Annotated in this window: 23 protein-coding genes; 15 read left to right on the top strand and 8 right to left on the bottom strand. The window is 54.1% G+C overall.

Going from position 1 to position 25624, the window contains the following annotated elements:
• Positions 1 to 37: 37 nt before the first annotated feature.
• Together xseA and LQZ21_RS00960 are read left to right on the top strand one after the other, a co-directional pair.
• On the top strand, positions 38 to 1252 hold the full coding sequence (gene xseA, locus LQZ21_RS00965) for an exodeoxyribonuclease VII large subunit (protein WP_411042222.1): 1215 nt from the start codon (positions 38 to 40) through the stop codon (positions 1250 to 1252).
• The gene (locus LQZ21_RS00960) at positions 1253 to 1960 is read left to right on the top strand and encodes an anaerobic ribonucleoside-triphosphate reductase activating protein (protein ID WP_411042221.1); all 708 of its coding nucleotides are present in this window, start codon (positions 1253 to 1255) and stop codon (positions 1958 to 1960) included.
• Between the two features lie 11 nt (positions 1961 to 1971).
• On the opposite strand, the gene LQZ21_RS00955 is transcribed toward LQZ21_RS00960, so the two are convergent.
• Positions 1972 to 3033, bottom strand: a complete 1062-nt coding sequence (locus tag LQZ21_RS00955) for a zinc-dependent alcohol dehydrogenase family protein (protein WP_411042220.1) — start codon at positions 3031 to 3033, stop codon at positions 1972 to 1974.
• A gap of 156 nt (positions 3034 to 3189) precedes the next feature.
• Between LQZ21_RS00955 and LQZ21_RS00950 the strand changes: the two genes are divergently transcribed.
• The 7 genes from LQZ21_RS00950 (at position 3190) to LQZ21_RS00920 (ending at position 10028) form a co-directional block, all read left to right on the top strand.
• Entirely contained in the window at positions 3190 to 3951 is a 762-nt protein-coding gene (locus LQZ21_RS00950; RefSeq protein WP_411042370.1) for a uracil-DNA glycosylase, read from the top strand.
• A 1-nt stretch (position 3952) separates the two neighbouring features.
• The gene (gene priA, locus LQZ21_RS00945) at positions 3953 to 5929 is read left to right on the top strand and encodes a replication restart helicase PriA (RefSeq protein WP_411042219.1); all 1977 of its coding nucleotides are present in this window, start codon (positions 3953 to 3955) and stop codon (positions 5927 to 5929) included.
• Positions 5930 to 6211: 282 nt separating this feature from the next.
• Complete coding sequence (locus LQZ21_RS00940) at positions 6212 to 6589, top strand: metal-dependent transcriptional regulator (RefSeq protein ID WP_411042218.1); 378 nt, start codon at positions 6212 to 6214, stop codon at positions 6587 to 6589.
• A 16-nt stretch (positions 6590 to 6605) separates the two neighbouring features.
• Positions 6606 to 7334: a cobamide remodeling phosphodiesterase CbiR gene (gene cbiR / locus LQZ21_RS00935; RefSeq protein WP_411042217.1), complete on the top strand. Its 729-nt coding sequence runs from the start codon at positions 6606 to 6608 to the stop codon at positions 7332 to 7334.
• Positions 7335 to 7395: 61 nt separating this feature from the next.
• Complete coding sequence (gene cobT / locus LQZ21_RS00930; protein WP_411042216.1) at positions 7396 to 8460, top strand: nicotinate-nucleotide--dimethylbenzimidazole phosphoribosyltransferase; 1065 nt, start codon at positions 7396 to 7398, stop codon at positions 8458 to 8460.
• A gap of 1 nt (position 8461) precedes the next feature.
• Entirely contained in the window at positions 8462 to 9262 is an 801-nt protein-coding gene (locus LQZ21_RS00925) for an adenosylcobinamide-GDP ribazoletransferase (protein ID WP_411042215.1), read from the top strand.
• A gap of 1 nt (position 9263) precedes the next feature.
• Positions 9264 to 10028, top strand: a complete 765-nt coding sequence (locus LQZ21_RS00920) for an RsmB/NOP family class I SAM-dependent RNA methyltransferase (protein WP_411042214.1) — start codon at positions 9264 to 9266, stop codon at positions 10026 to 10028.
• Positions 10029 to 10035: 7 nt separating this feature from the next.
• On the opposite strand, the gene truA is transcribed toward LQZ21_RS00920, so the two are convergent.
• The 7 genes from truA to LQZ21_RS00885 all read right to left on the bottom strand — a co-directional run bounded on the left by truA (position 10036) and on the right by LQZ21_RS00885 (position 17235).
• A complete protein-coding gene (truA, locus tag LQZ21_RS00915; RefSeq protein ID WP_411042213.1) occupies positions 10036 to 10827 on the bottom strand; it encodes a tRNA pseudouridine(38-40) synthase TruA in 792 nt (263 codons plus the stop codon).
• The gene (locus LQZ21_RS00910; RefSeq protein ID WP_411042212.1) at positions 10820 to 11695 is read right to left on the bottom strand and encodes a DUF2225 domain-containing protein; all 876 of its coding nucleotides are present in this window, start codon (positions 11693 to 11695) and stop codon (positions 10820 to 10822) included. The genes truA and LQZ21_RS00910 overlap by 8 nt, the downstream gene beginning before the upstream one ends.
• Positions 11670 to 12065, bottom strand: a complete 396-nt coding sequence (locus LQZ21_RS00905; protein ID WP_411042211.1) for a holo-ACP synthase — start codon at positions 12063 to 12065, stop codon at positions 11670 to 11672. Before LQZ21_RS00905 ends, LQZ21_RS00910 begins: the two co-directional genes overlap by 26 nt.
• Positions 12066 to 12076: 11 nt before the next feature.
• Positions 12077 to 13027 (bottom strand): CdaR family protein, encoded by a 951-nt coding sequence (locus LQZ21_RS00900; RefSeq protein ID WP_411042210.1) that lies wholly within the window; start codon positions 13025 to 13027, stop codon positions 12077 to 12079.
• Positions 13017 to 13859: a diadenylate cyclase CdaA gene (gene cdaA, locus LQZ21_RS00895; RefSeq protein WP_411042209.1), complete on the bottom strand. Its 843-nt coding sequence runs from the start codon at positions 13857 to 13859 to the stop codon at positions 13017 to 13019. The genes LQZ21_RS00900 and cdaA overlap by 11 nt, the downstream gene beginning before the upstream one ends.
• Positions 13860 to 13900: 41 nt before the next feature.
• Complete coding sequence (dxs, locus tag LQZ21_RS00890) at positions 13901 to 15814, bottom strand: 1-deoxy-D-xylulose-5-phosphate synthase (protein WP_411042208.1); 1914 nt, start codon at positions 15812 to 15814, stop codon at positions 13901 to 13903.
• Positions 15815 to 16140: 326 nt separating this feature from the next.
• Positions 16141 to 17235, bottom strand: a complete 1095-nt coding sequence (locus LQZ21_RS00885) for a substrate-binding domain-containing protein (RefSeq protein WP_411042207.1) — start codon at positions 17233 to 17235, stop codon at positions 16141 to 16143.
• A 157-nt stretch (positions 17236 to 17392) separates the two neighbouring features.
• On the opposite strand from LQZ21_RS00885, the gene LQZ21_RS00880 reads away from it, so the two are divergent.
• From LQZ21_RS00880 to yicI, 6 genes are read left to right on the top strand one after another with little or no spacing between them, the layout of a single operon-like run.
• Positions 17393 to 18661: an ABC transporter substrate-binding protein gene (locus LQZ21_RS00880; protein ID WP_411042206.1), complete on the top strand. Its 1269-nt coding sequence runs from the start codon at positions 17393 to 17395 to the stop codon at positions 18659 to 18661.
• Positions 18662 to 18687: 26 nt separating this feature from the next.
• Positions 18688 to 19578, top strand: coding sequence for a carbohydrate ABC transporter permease (locus tag LQZ21_RS00875; protein WP_411042205.1), 891 nt, complete (start codon positions 18688 to 18690; stop codon positions 19576 to 19578).
• A gap of 1 nt (position 19579) precedes the next feature.
• Entirely contained in the window at positions 19580 to 20428 is an 849-nt protein-coding gene (locus LQZ21_RS00870; RefSeq protein ID WP_411042204.1) for a carbohydrate ABC transporter permease, read from the top strand.
• Complete coding sequence (locus LQZ21_RS00865; RefSeq protein WP_411042203.1) at positions 20425 to 21099, top strand: YesL family protein; 675 nt, start codon at positions 20425 to 20427, stop codon at positions 21097 to 21099. Before LQZ21_RS00870 ends, LQZ21_RS00865 begins: the two co-directional genes overlap by 4 nt.
• A gap of 49 nt (positions 21100 to 21148) precedes the next feature.
• Positions 21149 to 23188 (top strand): glycoside hydrolase family 31 protein, encoded by a 2040-nt coding sequence (locus LQZ21_RS00860; protein ID WP_411042202.1) that lies wholly within the window; start codon positions 21149 to 21151, stop codon positions 23186 to 23188.
• Positions 23189 to 23241: 53 nt separating this feature from the next.
• Entirely contained in the window at positions 23242 to 25602 is a 2361-nt protein-coding gene (gene yicI, locus LQZ21_RS00855; RefSeq protein WP_411042201.1) for an alpha-xylosidase, read from the top strand.
• The last annotated feature ends 22 nt before the right edge of the window (positions 25603 to 25624 follow it).

The following is a 25624-nucleotide window of genomic DNA, read 5'->3' as shown; positions in this document are numbered from 1 at the left end:
TTCATCCTCCATCCCCTATGGTGTATACTGTTTTATCATGGATGGAAGCCAAAAATTATCGGTTTCGGAGTTGACCGAACGGATCAGGCAGAACCTTGAGGGGGCCTTTACCCGTATAACCGTCGAGGGGGAGTTGTCCAATTTCAGGCCCTCCAGTACGGGGCATTTCTACTTTACCCTAAAAGATGCGGGGGCGTCGATTTCGGCGGTGATGTTCAAAAACCGGCTCCGCTATCTTTCCTTTGAGCCCAAGGACGGGATGCTCCTGCGGGTCCGGGGGAGCGTGTCGGTTTATGCCCAGCGGGGAACCTATCAGATAATATGCGAGGAAATGGAGGAAGCCGGGACCGGGGATCTACTGGCCCTGTTGGAAAAACGGAAACGCCAGCTTGCCGCAGAGGGGCTTTTCGATGAGGAAAAAAGACGGCCCATCCCCCGCTTTCCCGAAACCGTGGGAGTGGTAAGCTCCCCCACCGGGGCGGCGGTGCGGGATATTCTCAACATTCTGGCCCGCCGGGCCGGGGGAATCCGGGTGATCATCCTCCCCGCCCCGGTACAGGGAAACGAGGCCGCGGGCATTATCGCCCGGCGGATAGAGCAGGCCAACCAATGGCATTTGGCGGAGGTGCTTATCGTCGGCCGGGGCGGGGGTTCCCTGGAGGACCTCTTGCCCTTTTCCGAGGAAGTCGTGGTCCGGGCGGTGGCGGCTTCGGAGATTCCCATTATCAGCGCGGTGGGCCATGAAATTGACTGGGCCCTTTCGGATTATGCCGCGGACCTCCGGGCTCCTACCCCGTCGGCGGCGGCGGAACTGGTGAGCGCCCACCGGCAGGAGACCCTGGAATGGGTACGGGAACAGGTGGAATTCTTTCACCGGACCATGGTCTCCCGGATTGACCGGGGCAGGCTTCTCTCAAGGCCCTTCCGTATGGAGGATCTGGAGTATCGGTTCCGGTCCATCCTGCAGCCCCGGCTGGTACGGTTTGATGACGCCAAAGAAAAACTCCTGCAATGCCTTTCGGAACGGATCTCCCTCCTGCGCCGGAGGCTGGAATTGGCTTTGACCGGTCTTGAGGCGGGGAGTCCCCGGGCGATTCTGGAACGGGGGTTTTCGGTAGTTATTAACGAAGAAACCGGGAAGATCCTCCGCTTCCCTGAGGATACAAAACCCGGAGACCGGCTCGGTATACGTCCCCTCCGGGGCATCATTACCGCCCGGACCGAGAAAGTCCTCCCTACCGCCGAGCCGTAAATGGATGCCCAACTGGCCCTGCAAAAAACCAGTCTGGTGGATTATCCGGGAAAGGTGGCGGCGGTGTTTTTTTTACCCGGGTGCAACCTCCGTTGTCCCTGGTGTCACAACCGGGAACTCCTGGAGGGCCTGCAGGACGGGCTGGTCTCCCGGGAGGAAGCCCTGGGACACCTCAAAAAACGCCGTTCCGTCCTTGGGGGAGTGGTTTTAAGCGGGGGAGAACCCACCTTGTACCGGGGGCTTTTTACCCTGATCCGGTCTATCAAGGATCTGGGGCTGCCGGTAAAACTCGATACCAACGGGCTCGCCGGCGCCGTGCTAGAAGAACTCTTTAACCGTAACGAAACCCGGCCCGATTATATCGCCCTGGACCTCAAGCTGGCCCCCAAGCGATACGGGATGCTTACGGCCGGTCCGGGGCTCACGGATCCCGGAGGGGAGCTGGAAAAAAGCGCCGCCCTGATCCGAGCTTCCGGCATACGCCGGGAATACCGTACCCTGGTGTTCCCCCAAGGCTTTATCACCGAAGAGGATATCCGGGCCCTCGCCCCCCTCACCGATAGCTCCCCCTGGTATTTCAGGCCCTTCCGGCCGGGAAATTGTCTTGACCCGGTCTGGAACCGGTTTGAGGCGCCGGATATAGAAGAAGTAAAAGCCCTGGCAAATACCGCCCGTTCCCTGGGAAAAAACCCGGTGATCCCCCGCTGAGGGGAACCGGACTATTTCAATTCCTCATCGAAACATACGGCGACCTTACCGCAGTTACCCTCCGCCATAAGTTTGTAGGCATCGGCCGCCTTTTCCAGGGGGAATCGGTGGGTGATGAGGTCTTCGGGGTGGATTTTCCACCGGACCAGTTCCTCCACGAGGTTTTCCATGAGCCAGATACTGGTTACCCAGCTGCCGTATATGGTTTTTTGGGGGTGGATGATGTCCGGGCTGGGGTTAAAGTGAACGGTCCCCCCTTCACCGACAAAGGCGATTTTTCCCCACTGCCGGGCGGCGCGGATGGCCGTGGCCCTGCCTGCGTCATTGGCGGAACAGTCAAAGGCCCGTTCCACCCCATGTCCCCCGGTAAGGCTTTGAATCTCCTCCACGTTGGTTTCCGCCGGGGTAAGCACCTTATCCGCCAAATTGAGTTTTTTGGCCAGTTCTATCCTGAGGGGGTTCCCCTCAATACCATAAAGACGCTGGGCCCCTATAGCCCGGCAGAGCATGAGGGTGGCCAGACCCACGGGACCAAGGCCCACCACCAGGACCGAATCGTTTCCGCTGACCCCTACTTTTTGTATGGCCTCATATACCGTACCGAATCCACAGGCAACCTGGGCGCCGTCGGCATAGGTCAATTCATCGGGGAGCTCCACCAGGTCCTTTTCATCGCAGAGGATGTATTCCGCCATACCCCCGTCCCGCTGCCAGCCGTAGGCGGCCCGGAAGGGGGAGGAACAGGATATCATGTACCCCATACGGCAATCATGGCAGACCCCGCATCCTGAGATATGGTACACCACCACCCGGGAACCTTTTTTAAACCGCCGGATCCCCGGACCTTCCTCTACCACCTGACCGCTGGGTTCATGACCCGCGATAACCCCCTGGTACCCTTCGGGACCCTTTCCCAGGTGTTCCCGGTAAATGGCGCGGATATCACTGCCGCAAATGGTGGACGCCTTGGTCTTAACCAATACCTGTCCCCATCCCGGGGTGGGGATGGGATAATCTTTAAGGACCGCGGTACTGTTTCCGGGAAGAAATGCCCCTTTCATGGTTCCTTGCATATAAGCCTCCTCTTTCAATTCTTGGAACCGGCGCTTTCCCCAAACTAACGTTTTAGGAAAGGCTCAGTGTTCGTTTCATAATATTATAGGAGTATAAAAATTGCTACCACAATTGATCATAAACCATATCCGGGTTATAACGAATATAAGGATATGATGACCGCCGAAGAAAAAAAAAAGCTCGCCCTCTTTCTCGATATTACCGATGACCGCCTACGGGACGGTTACAAACGGTTCCGGGAGGCCTATCAATTTTCCGATGATGCGGCTCCGGCTTCCTCCGGGGATCCGGAAGCGCCCTACCTGAATGGGTTCCTGGCGGAAGCGGATACCCTGGAGACCGTGGCCGGCCTGATCCGGCTTTGTACCGCCTGTTCCCTCCACCGGGATCGGTCCCAGGCGGTTCCCGGGGAAGGGGTAAGCCAGCCCCTGGTGCTGGTGGTAGGAGAAGGTCCCGGGGCGGATGAGGATCTTACGGGCAGGCCCTTTGTGGGGAAGGCGGGACAGCTTTTGGACCGGATGCTCGCCTCCATAGGCCTTTTTCGGGATAAAAACTGTTTTATTGCCAATGTGGTCAAATGCCGTTCCCCGAATAACCGGGAGCCCCTGCCGGAGGAGGCCGCGGCCTGCGGTCCCTTCTTGGCCCGGCAAATCGCCATCTTAAAACCCCGGGTAATCCTCAGCGCCGGAAGGATCGCCGCCCAGGCTCTGTTGGAAACCGCGGCATCCCTGGGAAGCCTCCGGGGCCGTTTTACCGAATATAAGGGGATACCCCTGCTCCCCACATACCATCCCAGCGCCCTCCTCCGGGACGAATCCAAAAAACGCCCGGCCTGGGAGGACCTTAAGCTCCTGAGGGTAAAGCTCTCTGAACTGGATCAAACCTATGCCGGAGAAGCCGCCGGGGGAACGCCCTAGGATGGCCTATTTTGATCTGGTTTTTGATATTCCCCTCCGGGAAAACGAGGTTTTTACCTATCTCACCGATGCCAAGGGCGAAGCCAGCATCGGTAAACGGGCCATGACCCCCCTGGGGAAGCGGGAACGGCTGGGATATATTATCGGGGAAAAGACGGAGCTGCCCCCGGAAATCGGGGAAGAAGCCCTCAAACCCATCCGCCGGGTGGTGGATGGGGAAGCTGTTTTTGACGGGGATGATATCAACCTTGCCCGATGGGTGGCGGGGTATTACCTCTGCGGTATGGGGGAAGCCCTGTCGGCGATGATCCCCTCGGGAAGACGGACCGGAGAATATGTTTCCTTTCCGGATGATCCCATCGCCGAAAAAATTCTTGAGCCGTCGGAAGAACAGGAGCAGGCCCTGGAGGGGATCCTCGCCGAAACAGCGGGGTCCTCCCCTGCCCTCTTTTATCTTTACGGGATAACCGGTTCGGGAAAAACCGAAGTATTCCTCCGGGCCGCGGAGTCCCTGCTTAATAAGGGTAAGTCGGTGATTTACCTGGTTCCGGAAATATCCCTGACCCACCAGACCGCGGAGGCCATAGGCCGGCGTTTTGGTTCCCTGGCGTCCACCATCCATTCCGGGATGAGTCCCAGCGCCCGGCTTACCGAATGGGTACGGATCCGTAAGGGAGCAGTACGGATCGTGGTGGGACCCCGGAGCGCGGTTTTTGCCCCGGTACGGGACCTGGGGCTCATTATCATTGACGAGGAACATGACGGTTCCTATAAATCCGGAAACACCCCCCGTTACCATGCCCGGCAGGTGGCGATGCGCCGCGGCGCCCTTTCCGGCGCCAAGCTGGTCATGGGATCCGCCACCCCATCGGCGGAGGCCTGGAAACTCATGGAAGACGGCGTCATCCGGCGCTTTGACCTGACCCGGCGGCTCTCCGGCGGCGCCGCCCCGGAGATTGTACCGGTCAGCCTGGAGCATACCGAAGGGTGCCTTACGGAAGAATTAAAAAGGGAGATCCATAAAACCGCGCTTTTGGGAAGACAAACCATCCTCTTTCTTAACCGCCGGGGATTCGCTTATTTTTACCACTGCCGAAACTGCGGGTATGAACTGACCTGCCGTAACTGTTCGGTGTCCTTAACCTACCATAAAAGCCGGGGCCGGGCGATCTGTCATTATTGCGGCTATTCGGTGAGCCCCCCGGGGAGCTGCCCCCAATGCGGTTCCCTGGAAGCGGGGTTTACCGGATTCGGGACCGAGCTGATCGAAGAGGAGGTCCGCCGGACCTTTCCGGACCTGAGGATCCGCAGAATAGACGCGGATACCTCGGGGAAAAAGGGAAGCCTCCGGGAAACCTTGGAACTCTTTAAAGCCGGAGGTATTGATCTGCTCCTGGGGACCCAGATGGTGGCCAAGGGTTTAAACTTTCCCGGGGTACGCCTGGTGGGGGTGGTCCTGGCGGATACCGGGCTCCATCTCCCGGACTTTAGAGCCGCGGAACGGACCTTTTCCCTGATCGTTCAGGTAGCGGGCCGGGCGGGGCGTTATTTTCCCGACGGCAAGGTGATAGTCCAGACCCTGCGGCCCCGGGAGGCGGCCATTACCCGGGCCTGCGCCCTGGATATCAAGGGGTTTTATAAGGCTGAACTTGCCCAGCGGGAGGCCCTGAACTTTCCCCCCTATACCCGGCTGATCCGGTTTACCGCCCGGGCCCGGGAAGCGGCCCGGGCGGATAGGGCCGTAGAACGGATGGCCGCCATCGCCCGCCGCCACTTACCCCCGGAAGCGGATTTTTTGGGCCCCGCAGAATGTCCTATCGGGATCATCGCGGGCAATTACCGGCGGCAGCTCCTCCTCCGGGGATCTTCCATGGGGGGCCTTCACCGTGCCGCCGGGACCATCCTGGAGGAGTATAAAAAAGGCCGGGATACCGGCGTTTATGTGGAAGTGGATGTGGATCCTGTCAGCTTACTATAAAATAAGGCGGCGAGATCGGTATCAGTTGTTAATAAAATACATGATGATGTATACATTATTATATATCTGGTAGATTTATTGCTAGTTTTATTCATAATATCATACATATTAAAGTATTTTATTAGGCATATTTTTAAAACCGTGCGTATTTTGAAACCGGCAGGGATGAAATGGCATTATGCGGAGCCCAGGGGCGGGTACCGGGGACATTTCCATGACGCCTTGATAGCGACAATGCGGGGCGTTGACAAGTACGGATAAATCGCCCAAAATATAGATAATATGACCCAATCTTTAGAAGATTATCTTGAAATGGTGAGTTTCCTTGCCGATGAAGGGGAGGTCCGGGTGACGGATATCGCGGCCCGCCTGAAGGTTTCAAAACCTTCGGTACTGACCGCTTTAAAGACCCTGGAAGAACAAGGGTTATTGGAACATGAACGGTACAGTAATGTGGCCCTTACCCCTAAGGGTATTGCCCATGCCGCGGATATCCGGGAACGGCATCATTTTCTTACCGCCTTTCTTCGGGATATCGCCGGCGTAAATCCGGTAACCGCGGAACAGGATGCCTGTAAAATGGAGCATGTTCTTTCGGACGAAACGATAAAAAAATTGAAGCTCCTCGCCAAAAACCAAAAAAAGGCTGAACTCCGATGATTTTCAAGACAGTCTGATGGACTTATCCGTTCCCTCCTGGGTAATTCCCGGTACGTATGGGGAAAATCTTGTCTTTTTAGCGGATAAACCCGAAATAACCGGCGTCGAACTGCTGTTTTTTTTATACGACGGGGAAATAAAAGCCCTGTTGGATACCGAATGGAAGATCATCGTAGCACATGGACGGCGTTTTACCTATACGGTCCACCTTCCGGACCAGGTAAAACCGGAACACGGGGAGCTTATCGAAAGGTTCCTTCCCCTGGCCCGGTATTTTATTGTCCATCCTTACCCGCCGGAGGCGGCCGAAACCCAGGAGAGGCTTCTGTCGTTCTGGGCAGAGAAATACGGCAAGGGGGATAAAACTGTTTTCGGGGGAAACCCTTTCCTGATTGAAAATACCCTTCCCGGCAGGCAAGAAACCCTCCTCCGCCGGCTTCCCCAGGATACGGGGCTCTGTATGGATACGGGCCATCTGCTTCTGGAAGGGAAAAACCCTGCGGCTTTTTTTACGGTTTATCAAAACCGTCTGGGGGAAATACACCTCCACGACCTGGATCCGGAAAAAGCGGGCCGGGACGGAAGGCTTGCGGATCACCGTCCCCTGGATGCAGGAAACGGCTGGCTTAAGGAACTGCTTCCCCGGCTTCGGGGATTTCCGGGGGTGATCAACCTGGAACTTTTTTCCTGGGATGAAATTTCCCGAAGCATAGACGTCTTGAAGGAGTTTGACCTTATTCCGTAATTAGAGAGGCTTCCAAAAACTTCAGTTTTAAAGTAGCCTCGTCTTACAAAGGAGTGGAATCATGAAAAATTTAGAAGATGGATATACGGCCATTGAAAAGACCATGTCGGCCTTTTTGGATAATCTTACCAAGCCCCGGGGAAGTTTGGGGAAGCTGGAAATTTATGCGATGAAAATGGCAAAAATTCAAAACCTCGTTCCCCCCAAACTTGAAAAAAAGGGGATCTATGTATTTGCCGGAGATCACGGCGTGGTCCAGGAAGGGGTATCCCTTTATCCCCGGGAGGTCACTTGGCAGATGGTCCTGAATTTTCTTTCCGGCGGGGCGGCGATCAATGCCCTGGCACAGGGAACCGGATGGGAACTTACCGCGGTAGATGCCGGTGTGGCCGGAGATTTTCCGGAGGATGGGGAACTCAAACCAAAAAGCCGTTTTATCCGGACGAAAATCAGCCGGGGAAGCGGCAATTTTATGACCGGACCGGCCATGACCGGGAAGGAATTGGAAAATTCCCTGGAAGCGGGGAAAAATTTGGCCCGTGATGCCGGGGAACGGGGATATGATCTCACCGCCATCGGCGACATGGGAATCGGAAATACGGCTACCGCGGCGGCACTCCTCGTGGCTGCGGGTTTTTCCCCGGAAGAGATGATTGACCGGGGGACGGGGATCGATGAAAAAATGCTGGAGCATAAACGGGAAATCGTAAAAAAGGGGGTGGCCCTGCGGAAACCCGCTAAAACCGGGGAAGGCATCCTGGAACAGGTGGGGTCCCCTGATTTGGCCATGATGACCGGTTTTATCCTGGGACTTAAGGACCGGGGAATCGGTTGTGTCTTGGACGGCTTTCCCGTAACGGCCGCGGCCTACATGGCCTTTATGATTGACCAAACGGTCATTAATTACCTGTTTGCCGGCCATCTTTCCAAGGTTACGGGCCATAAGCCGGTCCTGAATGCCCTGGGCTTGGATCCCATTGTTTCCCTGGATATGCGCTTGGGGGAAGGTACCGGGGCGGTTATCGGGGGTTTTATCATAGAGTTGGGGGTTCGGTTCTCCCGGGAGATGTCCTCTTTTTCCGAAGCGGGAGTAAGTACCAGCGGCGTTGAGGAAGAAAACTATTAGAATGTGGAACCGGTTCTTCTCCACCCTGAGTTTGACATCCCGGATTCCCCTGAAGGTTCGTTTTTCTTTTGATCCCTCCCGGATTGATTTTTACCTTCCCCTTATCGGGATCTTCCCCGCCCTCTTGGGCGCTCTGGTTTTTTTTCTGGGCGGTCCCGGGTTTATCACGGTGATCCTGGTCCTTTTGGTCCAGTACCTTGGCTTCAACCTCTTTCACCTTGACGGCCTTGCGGATACCGCCGATGCGTTCCTGGGAAATTTTGACCAGGAAAAACGGCTGGCCATTCTAAAGGATTCCCGGATGGGGGTTTACGGTTTTTTTGCCTGTTTTTTCCTCCTAACTTTGAAAATTTATCTTTTATATCGCCTCTGTGTCTGGATTCCCCGATTCCCCGCCGCGATTCTCGCTTATCCCTTCAGCGGCCGTTTGAGCGCGGCCCTTATCCCGGGAATAAGTAAACCCTTGAAACCTGACGGACTGGGAGCCTTGGCAAAAAACGCCAGACCCTGGCGGGGAGTAACCGGGGCCCTTATCGGTCTTAGCCTCTGGGCCGTCCTGGTGTATGGAGGACTAAAAGTATACGGATTTTTTAACGGTTCCGGAGTCCAGGCCCCTCCCCTCTCCGCTCTTTCCCTTTTCGGTCTTCCCCTGTTAAGTCCCCTGATCTCCTGGGCCCTTGCCCGGCAATACCAAAAACACCTGGGGGGATACTCCGGGGATACCCTGGGAGCGGCGGTGGAATTAGGGGAACTCCTCCACCTGGGGGGGGCTTTGGGACTCCTCACGATCCTGGATATTTAGGATGTATACCGAATTTGAGACCTATTACCAGGGGATTTACGGTTCCCGCTGGGAAGGGTTACGGGCAAGTCTTCTGAAACCGGTGGCCGCGACAGCCTATGACGAAGGGCTTCGTATCCCCTATATGCTGGACAGGGCTTCGGTACTGGTGGCCCGGTCCCTTCGCCTTCCCCCGGAGGGTATCATCCTGGATGCCTGCGCCGCCCCCGGGGGGAAAAGCCTGGTGATCGCCTCGGTGATGGGCCCGGGGCTGCGTCTTTTATCCAACGAACTTTCCAATGAAAGGAGGAGGCGCCTGGCAAAGGTTTTGGATGAGTACCTGGATGCCGAACAACGTTCCCGGGTGATCGTCTCCGGGTTTGACGCCGCCGCTCAGGGAAGAAAAAGAGGCGAATGGGGCCGGTTTGGGGGAATCCTCTTGGATGCCCCCTGTTCCAGTGAACGGCATGTGATTCAAAACAAAAAAGCCCTGGAAAAATGGACCGCCGCGAGACCCCGGTTCCTCGCCAAACGGCAATGGGCCCTTCTTTCCGCTTCATTTTTGTTATTGCAAAGGGGCGGTACCCTGGTATATGCCACCTGCGCCCTCTCGCCGGAAGAAAACGACGGCGTGGTATCCCGGTTAATAAAAAAATACGGGGATGACCTTCTGCCGGATGAGGTGGATTTTACCGAAGGGGAAAAAACCCAATTCGGAAGGATCCTGTTGCCGGATCTTGCGGGGGGCATGGGCCCCATGTATGTGGCACGGTTCAAAAAATGGTGATCCTCCGTCATCCGTCCCGGTGGCATTCGATTTTCCAAAGGAATAAGCCCTGGGGAGGGAGCGTGGGACCGGCGAGTTTTCTCACCCCCGAAACCAGAATTTTTTTAAATTCACCGGGGGGCAGCTTTTTTTCCTCATAGTGGAGCAGGGTTCCCGCTATGGAACGGACCATTTTCCACAAAAAGGCGTTGGCCCGAATTTCAAACAACAGCGTATCCTGTTGAACAAAAAAAAAGGCCCCGAAAATATACCGCAGCCGGGAAAGACCGGGGTCCTGGGGAGGGGTAAAAAGAGAACAGTCTATTTCCCCATGAAGCAGCCGGGCATAGTCATTGAGGAGATCCAGCCGGGGGCGGCGCCAGAGCTGAAGACCGTACCGGAGCTCATGGGGAAGGGCGGGACGGCCGCAGATGAGCTGATACCGGTAGGTTCGGGACCGGGTATCAAAACGGGCATGAAAATCCCCCAGGGTTTCCCGGGCCTCCAGGATCCGTACATCCCGGGGGAGAAGGCTGTTGAGGGCGGGGACAAACCGTTGGGCCTCCATCCCCCGAAGGGGGGTAAAAAAATTGGCCACCTGCCCCACGGCGTGAACCCCCGCGTCGGTCCTTCCCGAACCGGTGATGATGGTGGCTTTTTTGTGCAGCTTTGCCAGGGCATCCTCGATGGTTCCCTGGACCGTCCGGTTTTGTTCCATCCCCGATTCCCTCCGGCCCTGACGCTGCCATCCGGAAAAATCCGTACCATCATAAGCAATGAGGAGCCGGATATTTCGTTGGACATCACCGGTATCAGTCATCGGTTTCGTTTAGTTCTTTATTGATTCTTTCGTAGAGGTTTCGGGCATGCTCCAAAAGCGGGCCGGGTTTGCTTTTGGAGGATTTCCCCAGGCCGAAAATTTTGGCGATGGTCCGTTTTGCCTCTCCTAAAGAAGCGGCCCGCTGGACAGGGTCTCCCCGGGGACCGTATTTTAATTGAAGCAGGGCCGAAAGGTAGAGGGCCCCTTCATAGGCGTAATTTTTATCCGTATCGGGGCCGAAAAAGGAAATACCCGAGAGACTTTCCTTGCCGTTCTGCTCCCGTTGAATCGCTTCATAATATAAAAATTGGGCTTTTTTCTTGAAAAGCTGGGAAAGCCAGTCGTAATGCTGCCCCGGATTTTTTTTATCCAGTTCATCAAAGAGCCATCCCGCCCGGATGGCGGCAATTCCCTGTTTGATGGTAGGGGAAAATTCTTTAGGATAAAACCCATAACACCGGAGGACCAGGTATTGAGAAGCGGTTCCTTCGATTAATCCCCGGGGGGCATAAAAATTCACTGGTGAAAAGAGCTGTTTCACCTCGGAAATCCGTCTGTCCTGGTCCGCCTTTATCTTTTGATTGGCCGCCGGCGGCAGATTAACAAAATCCTTATCAATAGAGGCAAACCAGCATTCGGGACAAACCGTCGCCTGATAGGCCAGCGGATAGATATCGCCATATTTTGTCGATGGTTCATAAAGCCGGTGGAGCTCGTCGGTAATGGCCCCGGCAATAAGCCTGCCCGATCCCGAGAGGAGTTCTTCCCGGTGAAAATTAGTTTCACAAACAGGGCAGATATACTCTTCTTTTGACTGGAAGGATATTTTTAACTCCCGCTCCTCATTCATGGCCGCCTCCCGGTTCATGACCCTCGAGAATCACCATAGCTATGGCATTATCCTTTTCATGGGTCAGGGAAATATGAACCCTATCCGCTCTGCTGTGCCGTAATGCCTCCCGGGCGGTTCCGAAAACTTCAATCTCCGGTTGGCCATTGTGACGATTTACCACCATAATATCCTTAAGAACTATCCCGGCCAAGCCCGTACCCAGGGCCTTGCCAAAAGCTTCTTTGGCGGCAAAACGGGCGGCCAAGGAAAGCATCGCCCCCCCGCCCCTGGACAGGGCCGCGGAAAGCTCCTGGGGATGAAAATATCGGTCCAGTAAGCCGGGGATAGTCCGCCAACGTTCCATCCGGCGCACGTGGATCACGTCAATTCCAATACCGATAATCATACCCGGACATCCTATGGCTGGAAATTATAGTAAATATAAACCCGTACTTCTTCGGGTTCATTTCGGGTAAAGGTAAACTGGGGCGGTACATTTACCTGCACCGGTATGGTATATTCGCCCTCCTCGGTAATCTCGGAACAATCCAGGGTCAGAATGGCTCCCTCAGGGATATAGTTCTCAAGCGCCCTCTGAGCCCCCTCAAGACGGATGCTGCCCAGCAGGGTTTCTGGTTCCGCCGTTAAAGAATCATCCAAACCGGTAATCTCAATGGGTAGTTCATCCAGGGTCCGGATCATAATCGCCTCTCGGATAAAAGCCCGGAATTCCGCCATTCCGTTCCCCCGGACGAGGATCAGGGGATCCGAGTTTAAAATATGGACGGCGATGGAAAAATCGGCGTTCCGGCCGCTCAATTCCACCTGCTCCGTGGCAAGTTCCGAAATACCGCTTACGCGTTTTTCGGGACCTTCTATCACCACCTGGGTAGGCTCCAGGGTATAACTAACCAATTCATAGCCGCTTTCCACGTATCCCTGATACTTTGGGATAAGGGACACGTATTTATTGACCTTATGATCCAGTTCCAGGGAAATTTCCAGGGGATCCACCCCTATTTCCAGAGGATCCACCCCCAGGGCGGTTCCTTTTTTACGGATCTCCACCGGCGCCCGGTAGATTCCCGCCTCGGTATATTTATTAAGATCCAGATAAGCTTCGATATCTTCCTCCGCAATGGGAAATATGCTGTTCGCGTCTCCCCGGAGAGTTACCCGGACCGTCCGGGGATAAGAACTGGCAGGGATCATCTCCGCAGCGGCTTCGATAATCAAGGGAATGGAAAAAAACCGTTCTTCCAGGATGCTCATCCGGTGAAAAATAAACAATACAATGGCCACAGCCACCGAAAGAACTTTGGCAGGCCAATTGGTAACCGCCTGGGCGATTAATTTTCTACTGTTCAACGAAAACATCCTTTCTGTCATCCAGGGCATCCGGCTCAGTATTTGCCGATTCCGCCGCCCTCCCCCATACCCCTTGATCGAGGATTTCCTTTAATTTCCGCTGGGCCTCAATGGGCGAAAGATCGTAATATAATTTGGCATCAAAGGCCAGGGAAATAGCGCCGGTTTCTTCGGAAACCACCAGGATAACCGCGTCGGATTCTTCGGACATACCCAGGGCAGCCCGGTGCCTGGTACCGAAACTCTTCCGGATATCCTGCTGCTCCGAAAGGGGCAGAAAACAGCCCGCCGCGGCGATCCGCCCGTTTTGAATAATCATGGCCCCGTCATGGAGGGGGCCGTCAAATTCAAATACCGTAACAATAAGGCCGGAGGAAATTTCCGCGTTCATCTTGGTACCGGTATCAATGATATTCTTGATGTTGATCCGGCGGGGAAACACTATGAGGGCGCCCCTTCGCTGCTGGGATAAGATCTCTGCGGAGGTTATCACCGCTTCCAATTGACCGAGCCGGGGTTTACTATCCAAGCGAAAAAGTTCTCCCCGGCCGATACGGAGCATGATCTTTCGTAATTCCGGCTGAAAAACAATGGCAATGGCGATAAGGAGGCCGGGACCCAGGATATTCAAGATCCATTGCAGGGTACTCAGATTAAATAAAAAGGCGATGCCGTACACCAGGGCAAGGAGTCCCGCCCCCTTTACCAACTGTATTGCCTGGGTTTTTACCAAAAGATCGTAGACTTTATATAGTAAAAAAGCGAGCAGGGCAATATCAATGACGGGACGAATCAGATTATAAAACGCGGTAAGCTGTTGCAACCACTCCATTTTTCACCATCCCCATACGTCGGAGGGAAATATGTTTTTTTTCATGGTACCGCCGTCTGAGAGAAAAGAATCCCCGGCGCCTTTGCATATTCCCCCGCGGCAAAGCGGGCTATCCCCTCCCCGTTCAAGCCGTTCCTTTGAAGCAGTTCTTCCCGGCTTCCCTGGGACATGAACCTATCCTGAACCCCAAGGGTCAGAATTCGGGTGCTGCAATTTTCCCGTTGTCCCAAGGCGGCTGCATATTCACCAAAACCACCAAAGCGGGCTCCCTCCTCAATAACAATGAACAGTTCATAACGGTTGAGGATATTTACGAAATAAGCCTCGTCTATGGGTTTTAGAAACCGCAGATTGTAAAGATCCGCCGGAATTCCCCGGGCATCAAGGATTGCCGCGGCGTCCAAAACCTGGGCGTAGAGGCTGCCGGTAAAGGCAAGGCAGAGGGAAGCGCCTTGCCGCCGGATAAATACCCCCCGGCCCCACTCCAGTGGAAGGGTAAAGCCATCATGCTCCGGGGGGCAGGGCCCCTTGGGATATCGGATCACCGTAGGCCCTGCCTCGGCTAAGGCCCAATGCAACATGAGCCTGAGTTCAGCCTCCCCCGCGGGGGCCAAAATGGTCAAAGCGGGAATTGGGCGAAAAAGGGCAATATCGAACAGCCCCTGATGGGTTTCTCCGTCATCGCTGACAAAACCGGAATGATCCAGGACCAGGGTTACCGGGAGTTTCTGCAAGGCCGTGTCATGGATAACCTGATCCACCGCCCGCTGGATAAAGGTTGAATATACGGCTACCACCGGCCGTAAGCCCTGAGCGGCAAGGCCCGCGGCAAAGGTAACGGCATGTTCCTCGGTGATACCCACATCAAAAAAACGGTGGGGAAATTCCTCTTTAAAAGCGGACAGTCCGGTCCCCTTTTCCATGGCGGCGGTAATGGCTACCACCCGGGGATCGTTTCGGCCCGCCTCAAGCATAAGCCGGCTAAAAACATCGGTAAAGGCGGTACCTTTCCGAAATACCGGGAGCCCCCCCTCCACCGAAAAGGAAGAAACCCCATGGTAAGTTCCGGGATCTTCTTCGGCTAAACCGTAACCCTTCCCTTTGCGGGTAATCACATGGACCACCACCGGACGATCCAGCTTCCGGACATCCTTAAGAACCTGTTCTAACTGCTGAATATGGTGTCCCTCAATGGGACCCACATACTCAAACCCCAGATCCACAAAAAAATTATCGGTATAAAAAATGGCTTTAACCGCCCGTTTTATCCGGACAATACCGCCGTATACCCCTTCGCCGACAAGGGGCAGTTTTTTAACCAGGGAGTCAAATTTACGGCGGAAACGCTGATACCGGGCCTTCATACTAAGGCGGCTTAAATATTTGGAAAGCCCTCCCACATTGGGGCTAATACTCATCTTATTATCATTGAGAATGACCACCAGGGGTAAGGCCAACTGTCCCGCATGGGAGAGGGCTTCGTAGGCGAGGCCGCCGGTAAGGGCCCCGTCCCCGATCACCGCCACCGCCCGGCCCGGCCCGCCCCGGAGCCGTTCCCCCGCGAGGAGACCCAGGGCCGCGGAAATGGAAGTTGAGGCATGTCCCGTACCAAAGGCATCGTGGGGACTTTCCCCAGTCTTAGGAAAACCAGAAAGCCCTCCGCTTTTGCGGAGGGAGGAAAAGGCCTCAAAACGGCCGGTTAACAGCTTATGGGCATAACACTGGTGTCCCACATCCCAGACTATCTTATCCCGGGGAGAATCATATACCCGGTGCAGGGCAATGGCGAGTTCCACTACCCCTAAATTAGAAGCCAAATGGCCACCGTTACGGCTTACGGTGGTCATTATTTTATCCCGCAATTCAAAGGCAAGACGATTCAATTCACTGTAATTTAACCGTAAAAGATCCTGGGGTTCATGAATTGTGGATAAAAGGGACATACCTTCATGCATAATAAAAATATCACATGGATCGTTTACAAAACATCAAATTTTATAAACGCCTATCTACGAGAATAACAATACTTGAGCCGCTTTCAAATTTATCCATCGAAATAGCCCCTCATGGACGCACTATTTATTCTTGTGCCGATTTTTTCTAAGCTTTTTCTTTCGTTTATGGGTTGCAATTTTTCTCAGTTTGCGTTTTCTTCCACAGGGCACTTCAGAGTCTCCTTTCCATTAAAATACTCCTGGTTCCACACAAAAATAGGGGAAACCCGGTAAGTTTTATAATTATGAAGCACTATACACAAAAGGTCAATAGGAGGTTTGACCTTTTATTCTTCTTGAAACCGGCTCAAAAGATAGTGGTTTTTAAGGTAATTGATATTTTCCCTGAAAATAAGGGTATGGACTATCTCTATATCCCGCTGCCGTTCCCTGATCTTTGATTCCAGGATATTTTCCAGGGTCCGTACCGCGGTATACCCCTGGAGTACCGGGTCCTGAAACACCATGGCCGTGAGGCGGCCCTTTTCAAGGCAGCCCAGGGCCTGGTCATTAACGTCATGAAGCAGGGTAATCGCCCGGCGGTAATCGTATGTCTCAAGGCCGTCGAGAAAGCCATCGATATAGGCGGGGACAAAATACACCGCGTCCACCCTGCCTTCGTTGTCTTTAAGGAGCCCTTTGATCTGCGAGCCGATGCCCGTCGCCGACTTCACGTCGATATACTCAACCCGGCTTGCGGCAAAGGGATATTGGCTATTGAGCACTTCGAGAAAGCCCCGAATCCGCTTGGCGTTGATATCGGGACCGTCGGTCATACGATCCACATCCTCGTTGACCCCTATCACCAGGACCTTTCCGGCCCCCTTGAGGCTGAGGGATTTTCCGATAAAATTCGCCACAAGCCGTCCCCCCGACGAATAATCGGTCCCTATATAACAGATCCGGTTTGTTTCGGGATCGTCCACATTGTAAAAGATATAGGGGATGCCGGCTTTTTCGGCCAGGGCCACGATTTCCTCTGTGCGGTACATGCGCCCGCAGAGAAAAGCCGCAGCGTCAAGGCCGTTTCGTATTTCACTCCTCAGAGTCTTGAGATAACATTCCGTATCAAAATCGGGAATCCTAAAAAAACGAACCTCGTAGTTAAGAAGCCTGATATACCCGGCGGCGCTTAGAACACCCTTCTCAATATCATCCCACACAAAGGACGGAAAGGTGGAGGTGAAGACCGCGATGCGCCTGGTCTTGTTCCGTACTAGAATCTGGGAAGCCCGATGGGGTACATAGGACTGCCTCTTCGCGTAATCCAGAATGCGCTTTTTCAGTTCTGGTGAAACATACCCCGAGTTATTAAAGGCCCGGCTCACGGTAATGAGGGAGATCCCGAGATTTCTGGCAATATCTTTCTGAGTGATATGCATTACTACTTCTACTACAGTTATGAAAAAAGGGCAATGGAAAAACGCCGCTCCCAGAGAATTTTATATATTTTATCATTTTTTTTGTTGACACGATACAAGAATTGAATTATGATATACGTAACTCATGATGTACGTACATCATAATCAGGAGGAACAAATGAATAAAAAAGCGTTACAATTCGCCCTTGTGGCGGTACTGGCCGTGGGCCTGCTCGCCGGATGTAAAAAAAAGACGGAGGACGACGCCCAGGCGGGCAGTGAACCGGTCACCCTTTCGCTGTGGCATTATTTCGCCTCGGATCAGGAGTCCGGCGTCCTCAAGAAATTCGCCGATGATTTCGGGAAGACCCATCCCGGGGTGACTATTGATGTCACCTTTGTTTCCCGGGAAGAGTTGATGAACCAGTACACCGTGGGCGCCGTTTCCGGCCAGCTTCCCGATATTGGTATGGTGGATTCCCCGGACATGTCCTCATTCGTCTCCCTGGGGGTATTCGAGGACATCACCGACGAGCTTACCGCCTGGGGCCAGCTTGACAAATACTACCCCGGTCCCCTGAGCAGCACCAAAGATGCCAACGGCAGAATTTATGGCCTCCCCAATAACACCAACTGCCTGGCCCTGGCCTGCAACATGGACATGCTCAGAGCTGCAGGGGTCGAGAAGCCCACCACATGGGAAGAACTGGAGGCGGTCTGTGCCAAACTTACCAACCCGGCCGAGCAGATCTACGGTTTCGCCATGAGCGCGATACCTAACGAAGAAGGCACCTTTCAGCTTATCCCCTGGATCTATGCTGCGGGCGGTTCGGTGTCCAATCTCGCCTCCCCCGAAGCGATCCGGGGTATTGAATTTATCGCCAATCTGGCACAGAAAGGATATATGAGCAAAGAAGTGGTAAACTGGACCCAGGGAGACGCCTTTAATGCCTTTGCCGCCGGTAAAGCCGCTATGGTGGAATCCGGTACCTGGCATGTAGCCCAGAATGTACCGGATATCAAAGATTTCGACGTCGAATACACCCTCCTTCCCCGGGATAAGAAATACGCCTCTGTTATCGGCGGTGAGAATTTCGGCATCTGCAGCGGTACCAAGTACAAGGCCTTGGCGGTGGAATTCCTCGCGACGATCTCCACCGCGGAGAATGTCGCCTATTGGTCCGAACAGGCCGGGAAGCTCCCCGTCCGTAGCGATTCGGCCCTGCTCCGGGACATCTGGACCAAGGACAAGTACCTTTCCGTCTTTACCGAAGGAATGCAGTATGCCGTAGCCCGGGGGCCCCATCCCGAATGGCCAACTATTTCCAAGGTAATCTACACCTCCGGACAAGCCGCCATCCTGGGGCAGAAATCCGCCAAGGATTCCATGACCGAAGGCGCCGCCGCTATTGCCCCGATTCTGGCAAAGACCCCGGTAGCCCAGTAACCGGCAGAACCCGCAAAGGAGGTCCCATGAGGACAAGTTTATCAGCAAAAAGGAACATCGAAGGGTACGCCTTCATACTTCCCGGTATGGTCTATATGCTTGCCCTCTTGGGGTATCCCTTGTTATACAATTTTATTCTTGGATTCAGGGATGTGGATGTTAAAACTTTCAGAAGCGGTTCCGATGTTTTTGTGGGACTTTCCAATTACCTTTACCTTTTTAGGGATCCGGTCTTCCGCCTGGTGTTCAGAAACACCATCGTTTTTACCCTGGCCTGTATCGCCATACAATTCACCATAGGTTTCCTTCTGGCCCTTTTCTTTTCAAAAAAATTCACCTATGCCGGACCTATCAGGGGACTCATTCTTATCGCCTACATGATGCCCATGTCGGTTACCGCCATGGTAGGCAAGAATATGTTCGGTCAGATCGGGGTGATCAACGATCTACTCTTCAAGCTAAAACTGATTCGAGACCTCCCCATATGGCTGGCCGATGGGACGATGGCCATGTCGGCGGTCATTGCCATGAACTGCTGGGTGGGCATTCCCTTCAATATGCTTCTCCTCACCTCGGGGCTTACAAATGTTCCCGAGGAAATCTATGAAAGCGCCGCCATGGATGGGGCCAGCGCGTGGATACGATTCTGGAAAATTACCGTCCCCTGCATCCGCTCGTCGATTTTCGCAGTGTTGATGCTGGGCTTTATATACACCTTCAAGGCATTTGATCTGATGTTTATTATGACCGCCGGAGGTCCCCTTAACGCCACCGATGTGCTGGGAACCTATTCCTACCGGCTCTCCTTTACCGAATTCAAATTTTCCATGGGTTCGTCGGCGGCCATAATTCTGTTCTTCTGCCTCTTTCTTATCGGACTCTTTTACCTGCGCATGAGCGTCACGGAGGAGCAGTAGGATGATTAAATTTTTTTTCGGTACCAGGGCAAAAAAAAGAAATACCCTGCTCTGCCTCATCTCCCTCATGGTGGTGGTGATCTTCCTCTTCCCCCTCTACTGGCTCCTCTGCATGTCCTTCAAAACCGATACGGAATCCTTCGGGAAGCTCGTTACCTATTTTCCCCACCAGTTTACCCTCGATCCTTGGATGCGAAACCTGGGGGATAAAGATTTTCTCATATCCCTGAAAAACAGCTTTGTCATCGCCCTTTGTTCCATGGCGATCTCCCTGACATTGGGGATCCCTACTGCCTACGGTATGGGCCGGTATAAGGTACCGGGTAACAGGGCTTTTCTTCTCACCTTCCTCGTCACCCAGATGCTTCCCGCGTCCCTGATGCTTACCCCTATGTACCTGATCTTTTCCAGACTTAACATCCTTAACACCTACTTTTCCCCAGCCATGGCCATCGCATCGAGTTCTATTCCCTTCATCGTGGTAACCCTGCGGCCCTACTTCAAAAGCATCCCTGCATCACTGGATGATGCTGCCCGGATCGATGGCTGCGGGGTGTTCCGATCCTTTATCCAGATCATGATCCCGGCCATCAAGGTGGGAATCATCACCGTGGCGACTATCTCCTACCTGGGCGGCTGGAACGATCTGGCTTATTCCATGACCTTCAATGTCAAGCCGGAAATGCGGCCTCTGACCGCCAACATCTACAAGTTTACCAATAAATACGGTACCAAATGGAACTGTATCATGGCCTACGGCTGTATTCTGGTGATCCCTGTGGTCCTTACTTTTGTGTTTTTGCAGAAATACATCGTCAGCGGTATGACCGCAGGGTCCGTAAAAGAATGAAATCGGACAAAACAAAGAAACGGCTCTTTGAGGGAGGGCTGTATGCCTGGATGGAAAAATTCTTCGATGCCGTGGCACTGAATCTTCTCTGGCTTCTCTGTTCCCTTCCCCTTGTTACCGCCGGAGCCGCCGTCACTGCCTTTTATTACGCCATGGTCAAGGCAATACGGAGAGAACGGGGGCATATCTTTGCCGAATTCTGGCGTTCCTTCAGACTAAACTTTGTCAAGGCTACCCTTATATGGATATTCTTCGCCGTCCTGATCTTCCTGCTGTTCGTCAATCGGAACATCGCCGCCGATATTGGGGGTTATTTCGGTGTTTTCCTCCTCTGCTTCTACACCGTTATCGCGGCGTTGCTCCTGGGGGTATTGATGTATGCTTTTCCCGTCCTTTCCCGTTTTCACATGACCATACCCCAGGTGGTAAAACTTTCCGTATATATGTGTTTCCGTTATCTCCACTATACCCTGGGACTTTTGGCGATAAGTACCGGGGCAGTGGTGGTGGTGTATTTTCTACCCCCCCCTGTCTTCTTCATACCCATGGGGGCCCTCTACTGTTTCTCGCAATTAATGGAACCCCTTCTCATCCGCCACAGTCCTACCGTGACGGAGGGGAAAGATCACTGGTATTTAAGCCTCGTTTCAGGGGGCACAAAAAATAAATAGGGTTTTTTCAGAACGCCGGTTTTGAAGGAATAATCCCAAGGAGAAGAATATGTCATCGTTTTTTACCAAAGAACAGAACCGTCTTGTTTACCGCTATGACGCGGAAAAACTCTGGATAGAAGGCTGGGGCGAAAACAGCCTTCGGGTCCGATCCACCAAACTGGCGACGATACCCGGCTCAAGCGGGGAAGCGGGTGGGCTTGACCGGGGGAATATTGATGACTGGGCCCTGCTTCCTCAAGTCCCCTGCCCTGTCGAGATTACCATCGGAGAAAACGGCGGCTCCATACGAAACGGTAGGATAGAGGCGCGGATCTCGAAGATAGGCCAGATACAGGTGTACAACGCCCGGGGAGAACTACTCCTCAACGAATACCTCCGCAGCCGCCTGGACATAAAGGACCGGACCTACAGTTCACTGGAACTGGAAGCCCGGGAATTCCGGCCCATCATCGGCGGCGATTACGAGATCGCCGTCCGTTTTGAATCGGTCTCGCCGGATGAAAGGATATACGGCATGGGCCAGTATCAGCAGCCTTACCTCAACCTTAAGGGGAGTGACCTGGAACTCGCCCACCGCAATTCCCAGGCAAGCGTCCCCTTCATGATCTCCTCTCTGGGCTATGGCTTCCTCTGGAACAACCCTGCCGTGGGCCGGGTCTGTTTCGGGAAAAACCTCACCACCTGGGAAGCGCGGTCGTCGAAAAAGATCGACTACTGGATCACCGCCGGAGACACACCCGCCGAAATAGAGGAAGCCTACTCCAAGGCCACGGGGACCGTCCCCATGATGCCTGACTACGCCACGGGTTTCTGGCAGTGTAAGCTCCGCTACCAGACCCAGGAAGAACTTTTAGCGGTAGCCAGGGAATACAAAAAGCGGGGACTCCCCATTTCTGTTATTGTGGTAGACTTTTTCCACTGGCCCTATCAGGGGGAATGGAAATTCGATCCCGTCTACTGGCCGGATCCAGACGCCATGATCGCCGAGTTAACAAAGATGAACATAGAACTCATGGTCTCCGTCTGGCCTACCGTAGACAGGCGGAGCGAAAACTGGCAGGAGATGCTGGAACGGGGTCTCCTCATCCGTACAGAACGGGGTTACCGTATTGGTATGGACTTTCAGGGGAACACCATCCACTTTGATGCCACCAACCCCGAGGCCCGTTCCTATGTCTGGGAAAAGGCGAAAAAGAATTACTATGACAAGGGGGTCAGAATCTTTTGGCTCGACGAAGCGGAACCGGAATATACGGTCTACGATTTTGATAACTACCGTTACTATCTGGGGCCGGACATTCAGATCGGCAATGTGTACCCCCTCATGTATGCGAAAACTTTCTTTGACGGCATGAAGGAAGCAGGACAGGATAGGATCCTCAACCTCCTCCGCTGTGCCTGGGCGGGGAGCCAGCGTTACGGTGCCCTGGTTTGGTCGGGGGACATCCATTCCACCTTCGAGAGTCTGCGGAACCAGCTTGCGGCGGGTCTCAATATGGGTATCGCGGGGATCCCCTGGTGGACTACCGACATAGGGGGGTTCTTCGGCGGCGAAGTGACGGACCCCCGTTTCCACGAACTTTTCATCCGATGGTTCCAGTGGGGTTGCTTCTGTCCGGTGATGCGGCTCCACGGTTACCGGGACCCTATCAAGCCGCAATATGGTACCACCGGTGGGGCTACCTGCCGTTCCGGCGCCGACAATGAGGTCTGGTCGTACACGGAAGAAGTTTATGAAATTTGCAAAAAATACCTCTTCCTCCGGGAAAAACTGCGGCCCTATGTGGCGGATCAAATGAGGGCCGCCCACGAAAGGGGAACCCCGGTGATGCGGCCCCTGTTCTACGACTTTCCCGGGGATAAAAAGTCCTGGGATACCGAGGACCAGTTCATGTTCGGTCCCAACTACCTTGTGGCGCCCATCCTCTACGAAGGGGCCCGGGAACGGGAAGTCTACCTTCCCTCAGGACAGAAGTGGACCGATGCCTGGACCGGCGAAAGCTTTGAAGGGGGCGGGAGCCTCAGGGTTAATGCCCCCCTAGAGAGGATTCCCGTCTTTAGCCGGGACGGTACAAAGTTTGGGTAAAGACTTACGGCTTTTACTCCGTTAGGCATGCAAAAAAGGAAAGGGAGACAAAGATGAAATTCCGGGACGGCTATTGGGAAATACGGGAAGGGTTGTCGCGCATCAACTTGGTCGACGTGGTGGACACCGAAAAAGATCGGAATTCCTTTACCGTGTATGCCACGGACAGGAAACTCCCCGATGAACGGATCGTCAGTATCCCGCTCATCACTGCGGAATTTTCATCCGCCGGTGATGATGTTATCCAGGTAACCATGTACCATCACCGGGGTTCCGCCGAACGGGGCCCCTGCTTTGATCTTACCTCCCTTTCGGCCGACGCTCATGTTGAAGAAGACGAGGCCACCATCAGCCTCCATTCAGGCGCCCTCTCCCTGGTATCGTCAAAACAGACCTGGAATGTTTCCCTGTTTCGCGGCGGAAAAAAGCTCACGGGAATTTCAGGCAGGAATTCGGCGTATTATACCGATGCGGGTGGGGCGTGTTTTATGGTACAGTACCTCGATCTGTCGGTCGGGGAAACGATCTACGGTTTGGGGGAACGGTTCACCGCTTTTGTTAAAAACGGACAGACGGTGGATATCTGGAACGAGGATGGGGGAACCGCCAGTGAGCAGGCCTATAAAAACATTCCCTTCTACCTCAGCAGCCGGGGTTACGGGGTTCTGGTAAACGAACCGGAAAAGGTGTCCTTTGAAGTCGCCAGCGAAGTGGTAAGCGCGGTTCAGTTCTCCGTCCCCGGCCAGAAAATCAATTATTATATTATCGCCGGCGATACCTTGAAAGATATACTCCGCAAATACACCGGTATCACCGGCAGGCCGGCCCTGCCCCCGGCCTGGTCCTTCGGACTCTGGCTTTCCACCTCCTTTACCACCAACTATGACGAAAAAACGGTGACTTCCTTCATCGACGGTATGAGGGAACGGAATATCCCCCTCTCGGTATTTCACTTTGACTGCTTCTGGATGAGGGAATGCCGCTGGGTTGATTTTGAATGGAATAGGGAACTGTTCCCTGATCCCAAGGGAATGCTGCGGCGGCTCCATGAAAAGGGGCTCAAGATATGCCTGTGGATCAATCCCTACGTTGCACAAAAATCACCGCTTTTCGCCGAAGGAATGGCCAAAGGCTACCTTGTCAAAAGAACGTCGGGGGATGTGTGGCAATGGGATCGTTGGCAGGCGGGAATGGGTCTCGTAGATTTCACCAACCCCGCGGCAACGGCCTGGTACTGCGGCAAACTGAAAAACCTCCTCGATATGGGGGTGGACTGCTTCAAGACCGATTTCGGTGAACGGATCCCCACGGATGTGGTCTGGTACTCAGGAGCGGATCCAAAGAGGATGCACAATTATTACACCTTCCTTTACAACCGGGCGGTATTTACCCTGCTTGAGGAAACCCGGGGACCGGGTGAAGCCGTGGTCTTTGCCCGGTCCGCCACGGTAGGGGGCCAGCGTTTTCCGGTTCACTGGGGCGGGGACTGTGCGGCCACCTATGAATCCATGGCCGAAACTCTGCGGGGCGGACTCTCCCTCGGTATTACGGGTTTTGGTTTCTGGAGCCACGATATCTCCGGCTTTGAACAGACCGCCACGCCGGATCTTTTCAAACGGTGGGCCGCTTTCGGCCTGCTCTCCTCCCACAGCCGGCTGCACGGAAACCAGTCCTACCGGGTACCCTGGAATTTCGATGATGAAGCTTCGGATGTCCTCCGGTTTTTTGTAAAACTCAAGTGCCGTCTTATGCCGTACCTGTATGCCGCCGCCGTTGAGTCCCATGAAGAGGGCATTCCCCTGCTGCGGGCCATGGTCCTGGAATTCCCCGAAGATCCCGCCTGTGCCTATTTGGATCGCCAGTACCTGCTGGGACCTTCCCTTCTTGTGGCTCCTGTTTTTTCCGCGGATGGCGTCGTTTCATGGTACCTTCCGGTACCGGCCGGCGAACCGCTGACACCGGAGGAAGGTATCTGGACTAATTATCTAACCGGAGAGACCACCCGGGGAGGCGCATGGCGCAAGGAGAAACACGGTTATACGAGCCTTCCCCTCATGGTCCCGCCGAATTCGATCATCTGCACCGGTGATAATGAAGAACGGCCCGATTACGATTATGCAGCGGGAGTAACCGCGGAGATTTTCGCCATAGGCGACGGAAAAAGTGCCCGGGCGATGATATATGATACCTCCGGAGAAAAAGAAGCGGAAATTTTTGTTTCGCGCCAAGGCGATTTATATACCGTTCAACGCCGGACCGTAAAAACCGGCGCCAAGGAAAAACCCTGGAGGGCACTCCTGCGGGGGCTGCACGGAAAAAACACCGCTGCCCAACACGTACAGGATACGCCCCTGGGACTGGTTGTTATACCGGAACCGGGGGGCAATTCGGTCCAGGTTCGCGTCCCGGATTAGCCCGCCCTGTTCCACGGTTTAA

Source organism: Treponema sp. TIM-1, from assembly GCF_046533115.1.
In the GTDB taxonomy this organism is placed as follows: Bacteria; Spirochaetota; Spirochaetia; order Treponematales; family Breznakiellaceae; genus JAIRMO01.
This window is presented reverse-complemented; position numbering and strand designations above follow the sequence as displayed.

Excerpts from the sequence above, each read along its gene's own strand:
- xseA (WP_411042222.1), top strand. The coding sequence starts at position 38 with ATGGATGGAAGCCAAAAATTATCGGTTTCGGAGTTGACCGAACGGATC.
- LQZ21_RS00960 (WP_411042221.1), top strand. The coding sequence starts at position 1,253 with ATGGATGCCCAACTGGCCCTGCAAAAAACCAGTCTGGTGGATTATCCG.
- LQZ21_RS00955 (WP_411042220.1), bottom strand. The coding sequence starts at position 3,033 with ATGCAAGGAACCATGAAAGGGGCATTTCTTCCCGGAAACAGTACCGCG.
- LQZ21_RS00950 (WP_411042370.1), top strand. The coding sequence starts at position 3,190 with ATGACCGCCGAAGAAAAAAAAAAGCTCGCCCTCTTTCTCGATATTACC.
- priA (WP_411042219.1), top strand. The coding sequence starts at position 3,953 with ATGGCCTATTTTGATCTGGTTTTTGATATTCCCCTCCGGGAAAACGAG.
- LQZ21_RS00940 (WP_411042218.1), top strand. The coding sequence starts at position 6,212 with ATGACCCAATCTTTAGAAGATTATCTTGAAATGGTGAGTTTCCTTGCC.
- cbiR (WP_411042217.1), top strand. The coding sequence starts at position 6,606 with ATGGACTTATCCGTTCCCTCCTGGGTAATTCCCGGTACGTATGGGGAA.
- cobT (WP_411042216.1), top strand. The coding sequence starts at position 7,396 with ATGAAAAATTTAGAAGATGGATATACGGCCATTGAAAAGACCATGTCG.
- LQZ21_RS00925 (WP_411042215.1), top strand. The coding sequence starts at position 8,462 with ATGTGGAACCGGTTCTTCTCCACCCTGAGTTTGACATCCCGGATTCCC.
- LQZ21_RS00920 (WP_411042214.1), top strand. The coding sequence starts at position 9,264 with ATGTATACCGAATTTGAGACCTATTACCAGGGGATTTACGGTTCCCGC.
- truA (WP_411042213.1), bottom strand. The coding sequence starts at position 10,827 with ATGACTGATACCGGTGATGTCCAACGAAATATCCGGCTCCTCATTGCT.
- LQZ21_RS00910 (WP_411042212.1), bottom strand. The coding sequence starts at position 11,695 with ATGAACCGGGAGGCGGCCATGAATGAGGAGCGGGAGTTAAAAATATCC.
- LQZ21_RS00905 (WP_411042211.1), bottom strand. The coding sequence starts at position 12,065 with ATGATTATCGGTATTGGAATTGACGTGATCCACGTGCGCCGGATGGAA.
- cdaA (WP_411042209.1), bottom strand. The coding sequence starts at position 13,859 with ATGGAGTGGTTGCAACAGCTTACCGCGTTTTATAATCTGATTCGTCCC.
- dxs (WP_411042208.1), bottom strand. The coding sequence starts at position 15,814 with ATGCATGAAGGTATGTCCCTTTTATCCACAATTCATGAACCCCAGGAT.
- LQZ21_RS00885 (WP_411042207.1), bottom strand. The coding sequence starts at position 17,235 with ATGCATATCACTCAGAAAGATATTGCCAGAAATCTCGGGATCTCCCTC.
- LQZ21_RS00880 (WP_411042206.1), top strand. The coding sequence starts at position 17,393 with ATGAATAAAAAAGCGTTACAATTCGCCCTTGTGGCGGTACTGGCCGTG.
- LQZ21_RS00875 (WP_411042205.1), top strand. The coding sequence starts at position 18,688 with ATGAGGACAAGTTTATCAGCAAAAAGGAACATCGAAGGGTACGCCTTC.
- LQZ21_RS00870 (WP_411042204.1), top strand. The coding sequence starts at position 19,580 with ATGATTAAATTTTTTTTCGGTACCAGGGCAAAAAAAAGAAATACCCTG.
- LQZ21_RS00865 (WP_411042203.1), top strand. The coding sequence starts at position 20,425 with ATGAAATCGGACAAAACAAAGAAACGGCTCTTTGAGGGAGGGCTGTAT.
- LQZ21_RS00860 (WP_411042202.1), top strand. The coding sequence starts at position 21,149 with ATGTCATCGTTTTTTACCAAAGAACAGAACCGTCTTGTTTACCGCTAT.
- yicI (WP_411042201.1), top strand. The coding sequence starts at position 23,242 with ATGAAATTCCGGGACGGCTATTGGGAAATACGGGAAGGGTTGTCGCGC.